Origin of the sequence: Flavobacterium branchiophilum NBRC 15030 = ATCC 35035 (assembly GCF_002217205.1) — a bacterium.
Taxonomy (GTDB): Bacteria; Bacteroidota; Bacteroidia; order Flavobacteriales; family Flavobacteriaceae; genus Flavobacterium; species Flavobacterium branchiophilum.
In genome coordinates this window covers 1-9,849 of sequence record NZ_MUGT01000005.1, presented here as the reverse complement: position 1 = coordinate 9,849, position 9,849 = coordinate 1, and the positions used below count along the sequence as shown (strand labels likewise).

General features: G+C 30.5%; 11 protein-coding genes. All 11 read left to right on the top strand.

Annotation, left to right across the window (positions count from 1 at the left end):
- Positions 1-468: 468 nt before the first annotated feature.
- The 11 genes from B0A58_RS00780 to B0A58_RS00735 all read left to right on the top strand — a co-directional run bounded on the left by B0A58_RS00780 (position 469) and on the right by B0A58_RS00735 (position 9,810).
- The gene (locus tag B0A58_RS00780; RefSeq protein ID WP_089079462.1) at positions 469-1,020 is read left to right on the top strand and encodes a DUF6252 family protein; all 552 of its coding nucleotides are present in this window, start codon (positions 469-471) and stop codon (positions 1,018-1,020) included.
- Between the two features lie 86 nt (positions 1,021-1,106).
- Positions 1,107-1,538, top strand: coding sequence for a hypothetical protein (locus tag B0A58_RS00775; protein ID WP_133063046.1), 432 nt, complete (start codon positions 1,107-1,109; stop codon positions 1,536-1,538).
- A gap of 49 nt (positions 1,539-1,587) precedes the next feature.
- The gene (locus B0A58_RS00770; protein WP_089079460.1) at positions 1,588-2,130 is read left to right on the top strand and encodes a hypothetical protein; all 543 of its coding nucleotides are present in this window, start codon (positions 1,588-1,590) and stop codon (positions 2,128-2,130) included.
- Positions 2,131-2,153: 23 nt separating this feature from the next.
- Positions 2,154-5,279: a T9SS type A sorting domain-containing protein gene (locus B0A58_RS00765; RefSeq protein WP_089079459.1), complete on the top strand. Its 3,126-nt coding sequence runs from the start codon at positions 2,154-2,156 to the stop codon at positions 5,277-5,279.
- 116 nt (positions 5,280-5,395) lie between these two features.
- Positions 5,396-6,121: a hypothetical protein gene (locus B0A58_RS00760; protein ID WP_089079458.1), complete on the top strand. Its 726-nt coding sequence runs from the start codon at positions 5,396-5,398 to the stop codon at positions 6,119-6,121.
- 509 nt (positions 6,122-6,630) lie between these two features.
- Entirely contained in the window at positions 6,631-7,014 is a 384-nt protein-coding gene (locus B0A58_RS00755) for a hypothetical protein (RefSeq protein WP_089079457.1), read from the top strand.
- Positions 7,015-7,031: 17 nt separating this feature from the next.
- The gene (locus tag B0A58_RS00750; RefSeq protein ID WP_089079456.1) at positions 7,032-7,502 is read left to right on the top strand and encodes an HAD domain-containing protein; all 471 of its coding nucleotides are present in this window, start codon (positions 7,032-7,034) and stop codon (positions 7,500-7,502) included.
- 407 nt (positions 7,503-7,909) lie between these two features.
- Positions 7,910-8,095: a type II restriction endonuclease gene (locus tag B0A58_RS17050; RefSeq protein WP_089079470.1), complete on the top strand. Its 186-nt coding sequence runs from the start codon at positions 7,910-7,912 to the stop codon at positions 8,093-8,095.
- A 2-nt stretch (positions 8,096-8,097) separates the two neighbouring features.
- Positions 8,098-8,235, top strand: coding sequence for a hypothetical protein (locus tag B0A58_RS16330; RefSeq protein WP_165766266.1), 138 nt, complete (start codon positions 8,098-8,100; stop codon positions 8,233-8,235).
- Positions 8,236-8,243: 8 nt separating this feature from the next.
- A complete protein-coding gene (locus B0A58_RS00740) occupies positions 8,244-8,711 on the top strand; it encodes a hypothetical protein (protein WP_089079455.1) in 468 nt (155 codons plus the stop codon).
- A 469-nt stretch (positions 8,712-9,180) separates the two neighbouring features.
- Positions 9,181-9,810, top strand: a complete 630-nt coding sequence (locus tag B0A58_RS00735) for a T9SS type A sorting domain-containing protein (RefSeq protein WP_089079454.1) — start codon at positions 9,181-9,183, stop codon at positions 9,808-9,810.
- Positions 9,811-9,849 lie beyond the last annotated feature (39 nt).

The window sequence follows — 9,849 nt, the reverse complement described above, 5'->3', positions numbered from 1 at the left end:
ACGCCCCAAACCCTTCAGGCGGGGCTTCCTTTTTTTGCCGTCGGGCTATCACGAGCACATGGTGCCTTGCTCTATCCCTCATGCGGGCAACCCCCAATAATCAGTCTCCACTCACCAAAGATTTTTTCAAACTTCTTTTTTTCGTTTTCCTACTTCTAACTTTATAATTCATACTTATTACTTCATACTTATTACTTCATAATTCCTACTTCAAAACTTCTATAAGTTTGTTTTACGATAATTTTTATTCTTGTGGCTTTTTTATAAATAAGTTGCATAGTATTTTTTTTGTTTGTACTTTCGCAAAACAGACACACTATGTTAAAAACGAAATAACTTTCTTTTATTTAGTTGTTGGAGGAAACCATTGAGCTACACAAAACGCAAATAAACCGCACAAAAAAGAGACATAACATTCTCATAACAAAAGAGTACTATATTTGATGAACATTATAAAAACAACACACTATGAAAAATTTAATTTTATTATTTGCATTAACACTTACACTTTCGTGTTGCAATAAAGATGACAACCCATCTTCAAGTAAAGACCAACTACCAGCTGAAACCCAAACTGGTGCAAATACAGCAGGTTGCTTGCTAAATGGACAAGTATTTATTCCTCATCAAAGAGGATTAAATGCTGCACTCTTATGTAATTATGAATTTTTAAATGGAAAATTTTATTTTAATTTGGTAATTAATGATAATAGAGAAAGTATTGGAAAAACTGTTTCTGTTAGAACTGGCGAAATTAGTTTAGCAACAAATTCAATTTATCCATTAAACATAAGTAATACTATATTTCAACCAGATTTTATCGGAGGTGGTGGGGTTTATGGTATTGGTGCTTCAAATTATTTTTACACAAACAGCATAAAAACAGGAGAACTAAAAATCACTCGATTAGATTTATCAAACTCAATAATTTCAGGAACTTTTTGGTTTGATGCAGTAAATTCAGCAGGAGAAACAGTACAAATAAGAAGTGGGCGTTTTGATTTTCAATACACAAATTAATAATTCTAATGAAAAATATAACATTTTTAATAATAATGATGCCAATATTTTGTCTTTCACAAAAACTAACAAAAAACAAATTTTCAATGGATTTTACAGGAGGCTATTATTCAAATTTCAATTCTTGGAAAGAAAATGGAGCATCAGGTGGCTATGAATTTTCTTATCAGCATGAATCTATTACTTATTCAGCAAATATTTCTGTAGGTTGGGGTATAAGTAAAAATATAGAGAATAGAAATGGGTATATACAAGCATTTTTAGAATCCGATTTATTAGTAGGAAAAAAGGTTTTTATTTGTAAATCTATCTCTATAAATCCACAAATTGGTGTTGGATATTTGCATTATACAAATCATTTTCAAGAAGACCCTAAAAATATAATTGGACTTCCTATACAAACAAAAATTTTATTTTTTGATAATAAGAGAACATCAATTGGGTTAGTACCTCACATCATCATAAACAATACTCAAAATAATTTTATAATGAATTTCACTTTAAATCTAAAATTATAAATCAACGAGAATAGTCACAAATTAGTAACTTTTTAAACACAATTATATTATGAAAAATTTATTAAAAATAATAACCTTTTTTTTAGCAACACTTACTTTATCGTGTTGCAACAAAGACGACGACCCACAACCAGTTTCTGAATTAGAAAAACTACCACCAGCGACACAAACTGGGGCAAATAAAATAGGTTGTCTTTTAGACGGTAAGGCTTTTTTGCCAGGTAATTACAATAATTCTAAAAATTGTTTTTATCAATTTACAGGTGGTGAATATTATTTTGTAGTTGGTTTTGATAATAAAGATTCTAATTTTAATCTTTATGGCATTACAGTAGGAACACAAAAAAAACAAATTCAGCAATCAGTAAGTTATGATTTATTTGAACATATTGATGGAAATGCTTCGGGTATTTATACTTTTAATACTTTAAATAACTATACATCAAACACTCATACAGGAAAATTAACTATAACAAAATTAGACACAGTAAATCATATTGTTTCAGGTACATTTTGGTTTGATATACTTGACACATATGGTGTTGTACATCAAATCCGTGACGGAAGATTTGATATGCAATACACAAATTAGTAACTTTTAAACACAATTAAATTATGAACAAATTACTCTTTTTCAGCAAAGGGTTGCTACTGCTTTGCCTTTTTGCAACCCAATTTGTAACCGCTCAAACGGTAAGTACCGATTATGCCACACAAATAAACAGTACCTTTTCAAACCTAGACAAAACAAGAATTCCGCACAAATTACTAGTAGATTATGCAATGGAATTTGAAGAACTATCCAATTTTAATGGAGTGCTTACCAGCAACAACATTACAAACAAAGGCACATATACAGGCATTTACAATACCTTACTTATGGCTCGTGTAAATGCTAATGTTACTGGTTTAGTAAATCCAACAATTTTCAAAAACAACTGGGACAATCTCCGCCAAACCAATAAAATAGTATTGAGTGGTTTGTATTACAAATACAACGAGTTTAAACCCAATGCACCAAATAACACAATTACAATTACAAATGGCAAGTTGTATGACAAGTTTGTAGGTGGCATTTGGCAAAATCCGTATGATGAAAAACAAGTATTTGCAGTAACTGCACCCATAGTAAAATACAACAGTCTATCAATGCAAGTGCAATTACCTGCTTCTTTGTGGTACACCAATCAAGTCAGTAGTGTGCAAAGTATTGCCATTGATTTTAATGACGGTTTAGGTTATCAAACTGTTACATTTGGTCGGATAAAAAATGTAACGTATACGACAGCAGGATTAAAAGAATGGAAATATAAACTAACATTGACCAATAATCAAATATTATACAGCCATAGCAAAATACAAATTGATGCTGAAATACCACCAACCACAACTGCTACAACTTATAGTCGAACTATTAACCAACCTTGTTCTCAAAACGCTTTTGGAATAGACGAAGTAGAATTTAATGGTACACGACAATATTTAGGTGCTACTAATCAAGCCATTCTTGAAATTGATTATGCGCTTAACGACTGCGTAATTCGTAAACCACTTATTGTAGTTGAAGGTTATGACAGCGGATTACTTGGTGTAGAAAACGCATTGGGTGAAGTATCATATAACAATTTTAAAAGAACAATAACTAATAGCTTTTCAACTTCTTTGCCTAATCAACTCTATACCTACGACGTCATCTACATCAACTTCAAAAAAGGCAACGATTATATGCAACGCAACGCCTATTTGGTTGAAGATGTAATTAAATGGGTAAATTCTGTAAAACAAGGCACACAACAAAATGTAGTTTTAGGGCAAAGTATGGGTGGTGTTATTGCTCGATACGCACTTCGAGATATGGAAAACCAATTATCAAGTACGGGCAATCAAACTTGGAATCACAAAACTAATTTATACATAAGCCACGATGCTCCACATCAAGGGGCAAATATGCCTTTGTCTATACAATATTTTGCACGTCATTTGATAGACCAGTTTGTAAGCACACCACTTGGAGACATCAACATCAATATGAGTAATAGTGGAGGAAATGTGTCTATTTCTGATTTAGAAACTTTATTAAATCAACCTGGCACCAAACAATTGCTAAACAATTATGTTGCTTCAAATTTTGGAATCAACAATAGTGTAGGCGACTCTTGGAGAACAGAATTACTAAATATGGGCTATCCACAACAAACTCGAAATATTGCACTTAGTAACGGTAGCCATTGTGCCAACCCACAAAACTTTAATCCAAACGATAATCTTTTTACGTTTAATGGTGGCGGGCAAACAAAATTACTTACAGATTTACTTTTGTATTTTATTCCATACGGGAATTTAATTTCAGGTATAAGTCTGGCGGTACTTTTCAATGAGCCAGGATTACTAATAGGAATTTTGCCAGGCAACAGTAAATTTGAATTAGATTTTTGGGGTAATGCTTTACCAACAGCAGGAGCAACTAATCAAATATATCACGGTAATGTTAGATTTACCAAAACACTTTTTAAACTATTTGGTTGGACTCCACGCATAACAGTTACACTTACCAATAGAGATTATTCAGCACCTGGTGGACCTTCTTATGATTATTATCCAGGAGGTAAATACCAATCCTTTATTTCTGGAGGAGGAACTTCTATATCTAATGTTTTTGGAAGTTTTGGTATTCAAATGAGTGCAAGAGATAATTTTAATTTCATTCCAACCCCAAGTGCATTAGATATTGGTAATGGTTCGGTAGCATTAAACAATGCTGATTTTTTTACAAAATATAATTCTGCAACACCACCAGTCGCACCAAAGAACAGTCCATTTATAAATTTTTCAACTTCCTTTAATACAAGCGGAACAAACGAAAATCACATTTCTTTTAATACTCGAAACGGCAATTGGTTGGCTTTAGAACTAGATAGTATCGCAACAAACAATGATAATTTCAATTGCTCATTTATATGTGCCGATAGTCAAATAATAGGTACAAATTTACTATGCACTTCGTCTACATTTTCTGCACCTGCAAATACTTCTTTCTACAATTGGACAATTACCCAAGGTGCAAGCCTTGTAAACTTAACAGGAAACGGAACACCAAATGCAACTTTAACTGCTTTACCTAACGCATCAGGTGCTGTAACACTTTCTTTGACAATGGGCGACAATGGAGCAAAATGTGGTAACATTACACTAACCAAAACTATTTGGTTGGGTGCACCATCTTTTTATTTAGAAGATTACTATTTTGCCCCACAACCTATTAAATCAACAGTTTGTGCTGTAAGCGACAATCCAAATGTAACATTTGAACAACAAGGCATAACTAATATAGTGTTTAAACTTTGTAATTCAAATACAATCTTAAACGGCTATAATTCTACTTGTATAATGCCTAGAAATAATTGTTGTTTTGAAGTTACTGCAACAAATGCTTGTGGTTCAACAACAATTATGCATGATTGTTTTTTAAACAAGCAAAGTGCAAATACTAATTATTACACAATATATCCAAACCCTTCTAACGACATAGTAAATATTGAAATTAGAGATGCAAATAATCTACCCGAAAAAGGAGCAACAATTTCAGGAGAACTTTTTGATATAATGGGACAATCAAAATCAAAAGTTGAAATAAACAACAACAAAGCAACCTTTTCAGTTCGTGGACTAAACAAAGGTATTTATGTCTTAAAAATTTACATCAACAACCAAGTAGAAAGCCACCAAATAGCAGTAGAATAATGTTACAAAAGAATAAAAAGCAGTTTTTGGCTTTGTCAAAAACTGCTATTATTTTTTTATAAAATTGTGCTTATTAATTTTATACTTTTGCATTCTAATCATTTAAACTAAATTTTATGGTATCAAATACAGAAACAGGTCACAACAAAAATGTAACCAATCTCGAAACATTAATCATTGCTTGCACAGGATTTGGAGCAGAATACAATCCATCAAATCCAAGTATTACCATTCCAGTTTTAACCTCTCAATATACACAAGCTAAAGCAGCCATCAAAGATGTTAAAACAACCGAAACACCATTTAATAATGTGGAAGGACAAAGAAAAACACTTTTCAAATCCTTAAAAACAACTTCAACAAAAGTACTAAATGCCCTGAAAGGAGCATCAGCACCAGCACCAGTTATTGCAGATGCCGAAACCATAAACAGAAAAATCCAAGGAAAAAGAGCAGACAATACAACGGTAGAAACAACATCATCAGACGCTCCAAAAGACAAAAATTCAGTATCACAACAAAGTTATGATATGCAAATAGACCATTTCGAAAAATTAATCGAATTGGCAAATGTTGAGCCAAAATACAACCCAAATGAAGAACCTTTAAAAATTATAACCCTCACAAATTACAAAACAGAACTACAAACCATAAACACCGCCGTAAAAACAGCCTATATTTCCTATAAAACAGCCATGCAAACAAGAGATGTAAAACTTTATGCACCACAAACAGGCGTAGTTGACACTGCCCAAACTGTAAAAAATTATGTAAAATCAGTATTTGGAGCAACAAGCCCACAATATAAACAAATCAGTAAATTAGTTTTTAGAAAAATATAACAGAATGTTGCAAACTCATTTTAAGATATTATAAACTGAAAATATGAAATTGTAAACTGAAAACATGAACATGTAAACTGAAAAATAAAAATTACAAACTGATAGTATGATGTTCAAGACTGAAAACACGAAACTGTAAACTGAAAACACGATATTCAAAACTGAGAAATAGATACTACAATATGTACAAAGTATAAGATCAGGTGATAAAAAGAATGGCTTCATACAACAGCTAGAATTTCCTTGCACCCGCTAGCCGAGCAATGAATTGAAATCAACGAATACCTATAAAAAAATAAAATCAATGAGTTAAACCGATTACATGCACACCCCTTATGGGTTTATCGAATAGTTTGTTGTTAGGATTTCAAGAGGTTTTAGTACATTTTTTTATAATCTGTTTCTTTTTATTATTATTTTTGAAAAATATTTAGCAACAGTTTTTTACAAATTAGCGTTTGTAAGATTAATTTTAAGCGAGAAAAATCACAAAATCACAAAAATTAAATATGACAGAAATAACAGAGGGAACGATAAAGGTTTTTTTAACAAAAAATGAATTAGCCTATTTGCCAACGCATAACAAATTATCCTTGCCTATTATAAATAGAATTTATAAAAAAATGATTTATGGTATAAAATTTGATGTAGTAAAGGTCAATGGGAATTTTATAATTGATGGGCATCACAGATATATAAGTTCTGAACTAGCAAAAAATGAAATAGGAAAAACGACATATCCAAAAACATCAGCAACCATTGAATACTTTTGGGATGAGGTGCAATTTGTTACCGAAGAATGGGATACTGATTCTAAAATACTATACTTAAATCAGTTAGATGCTAAATACAATGGTTTGTCATTAGAAAAAATGATTGAAATTTCAAAATAAATATATATCTTTGCAATATGTTAATATTATTAGACATTGATGGCGTAATGGTTACAGGGAACTCTTGGAAAAGACCAGAATTTTTGGCTGATGGTTTTCCTGCGTTTAGTAACAGGGCAAGTAGTGCACTTCAGAAATTAATTTCTGAAACAAGTGCCGATATCATGTTGACTACATCGCACAAATCAAATTATAGTATAGAAGAGTGGAGCAATATTTTTAATTTACGTGGAATTAAAATTAAAAATATTTACAGACTTCCAGAAAACAAAACATTTTTGAGTAGAAAAGAAGAGATTATGAATTGGGTTAATACATCAAATGAATTACCTAATTTTGTAATTATTGATGATGATAAATCTCTAAATGGTTTGCCAATATTTGTTAAAAACAAACTGATACAAACAAACGCGTCAATTGGTTTAACAACTGATTTAATAAATGAAGCGTTAGAACATATAGCACAAGAACAACATACAAATGCTTAATAAAATTTAGATACCAAGGATTAAATTTTTAGTCTTTGGTATTTTATGTAAACATAATTTTTTTTTTTTAAATTCATACTAATTAACAAAACCTCACCTAACAGCTAGAGTTTCCTTGCACCCGCTAGCCGAGCAATGAATTGTAATCAACGAATACCTATATAAAATTTAGTTAATGAGTTAAACCGATTACATTCTCGCCCTTATGGGTTTATCGAAAAGTTTTTTGTTAGGATTTCAAGAGGATTTAGTACATTTTTTTATAATCTGTTTCTTTTTATTATTATTTTTGAAAAATATTAAACGGCAGTTTTTTCACATACTGACGTTGTGTGCTATGCTAACAGCGACTGTGCTAAATTCAACCGAATTGAAAAACAAATGAAAATTTATATTAACTTTGCCCTATAAATAATTGGAAAAAACTTAGCATTGAATACGCAAATCAAAGGCCCTATCTTGACGACATTTTTCACGTAAACCCAACTATTCCAGAAGGAATTAGAGAAATAAATGAAAAAAAGTGGAAAGAAATTGAAATAGCATTTGAAAAACAAGATAGTATTGAATTAATTACTAATTTTGCACAATAGTTATGAAAACACAAACATTACATATAGAAAACCCTTCAAAAGAATTATTGGTATTCTTTAGAAAGCTTCGTGCCGAAAAAGAGGAGCACAAAACAAAACTTCTTTCTAAAAAAGACATTTATTTTCCTAAATCTAAATAATTACTGCGTTGAGTTTAGAGTTGTCAATTCCTTTTGAAACAGAAGAAGGGTATCAATATCTTGTAAGTTTTAGAGAAGTAACACCAAATCAAAATAATTATGGTATCCCTTTAATTGACGTTTCAATAGTTTTAATGTCATTAAATATAGAAAGTAATTCATTTAAGACACTTCATAAATTTATAAAAATAATACTAGATTATTTATTAAATAATGATGTAATAATTTATTATTATTGTGATGTAGTTCCCGTTAAAACTCGAAAAAACAGAAAAATAAAACTAACCCCTCAAGAGTTTAGATTCAAGCTGTTTTCTACAATGTTTACCAAAAGAAATTCTGAAGAGTTTTATTTACAAGAAATTATATTAAATGATTATGAAGAAAACAATCACTATATATCTCTTATTTCAAAAATAATTAATAAAGAAAAGGTAGAATTAATTAAATCTGACATTGAAAAAATGAATAAATAAAAATAAAATCCATATCCTAAACTGATTCCATTCACACCACTTATGAATTTATCAAAAAATTTTTAGATGACATTTCAAGAGGATTTAGTGCCTCTTTTTTATGATCTGTTTCTTTTTATTACTATTTTTGAAAAATATTAAACGGCAGTTTTTTCACAGAAATACGTTGTAAATCAGCAATGTGAGACGGAAACTAATAGCCCAAAATAAAAATAAATTATAAAAAAAACATAAAGAAAAGCCTGATTTATTTTTTACATTGGTTATTGGTACATACATATATTTGATTATATTTGCGTGATTTATTACTATGAAGAGCCGTGTGAAGGGAGACTTTGACTTCGTCGATTTTCATTTCAATCACGGTTCCGTGAGAACGTAGGGGTGAAATTCCCCTGCGTGACTCGATTGGCAGAAACCTTAGAAAAACTGAATGTGAAGCAATATTAAGTTAAAAATTATAACAAATATGAAAAAAATAATAACCTTAGCTATCTTACTTACTACTTTTGTAAGTAACTCACAATGTTCAGCTCCTTCAAATGTAAATTTAATTAACAATATTGCATTTTTAAATACTGTGGAATTAAGTTGGACTGAAAACGGAACTGCAACAAGTTGGGAAATTGCAGTAGTTCCAGATTTTAACGTTGGTTCAATAATACCAACGACCGGCTGGATTGCTGCAACTAGTAATCCGTTTATAATTACTGGAATTCCATCATCATTTGATTGTTATGCTTTTTTTGTTCGGTCGGCTTGTTCGTCGACTGATGTTAGTAGTTGGACTGGTGCCAGTTCTTTAGGTTGTTCAATAGCCGCTTATAATTGGTTTTTGACTTTATCTAATGATAATTTCGTGACAAATTTAGAAAACAATAAATTACAAATTTATCCTAATCCAGCAAAAAATATTATCCAAATAAAAAACAACTCCGAAATAGAAAAAATAACAATATTTGATTATTTAGGAAAAGAAATCTTGACACAAACTCAAAACATTAATGAAGTCATTGTAGAAAATCTTTCTAAAGGAATTTACTTAATAGAAATTCATTCAGAGAACGAAAAAGTTTATAAAAAATTCATAAAAGAATAAATCTCAGAACAAAAAGGCATCTGCCAACGGCTAGCCTTT

Coding starts and splice junctions, on each gene's coding strand:
- B0A58_RS00760 (WP_089079458.1), top strand. CDS start 5,396: ATGGTATCAAATACAGAAACAGGTCACAACAAAAATGTAACCAATCTC.
- B0A58_RS00755 (WP_089079457.1), top strand. CDS start 6,631: ATGACAGAAATAACAGAGGGAACGATAAAGGTTTTTTTAACAAAAAAT.
- B0A58_RS00780 (WP_089079462.1), top strand. CDS start 469: ATGAAAAATTTAATTTTATTATTTGCATTAACACTTACACTTTCGTGT.
- B0A58_RS00765 (WP_089079459.1), top strand. CDS start 2,154: ATGAACAAATTACTCTTTTTCAGCAAAGGGTTGCTACTGCTTTGCCTT.
- B0A58_RS00775 (WP_133063046.1), top strand. CDS start 1,107: ATGGATTTTACAGGAGGCTATTATTCAAATTTCAATTCTTGGAAAGAA.
- B0A58_RS16330 (WP_165766266.1), top strand. CDS start 8,098: ATGAAAACACAAACATTACATATAGAAAACCCTTCAAAAGAATTATTG.
- B0A58_RS00750 (WP_089079456.1), top strand. CDS start 7,032: ATGTTAATATTATTAGACATTGATGGCGTAATGGTTACAGGGAACTCT.
- B0A58_RS00735 (WP_089079454.1), top strand. CDS start 9,181: ATGAAAAAAATAATAACCTTAGCTATCTTACTTACTACTTTTGTAAGT.
- B0A58_RS00770 (WP_089079460.1), top strand. CDS start 1,588: ATGAAAAATTTATTAAAAATAATAACCTTTTTTTTAGCAACACTTACT.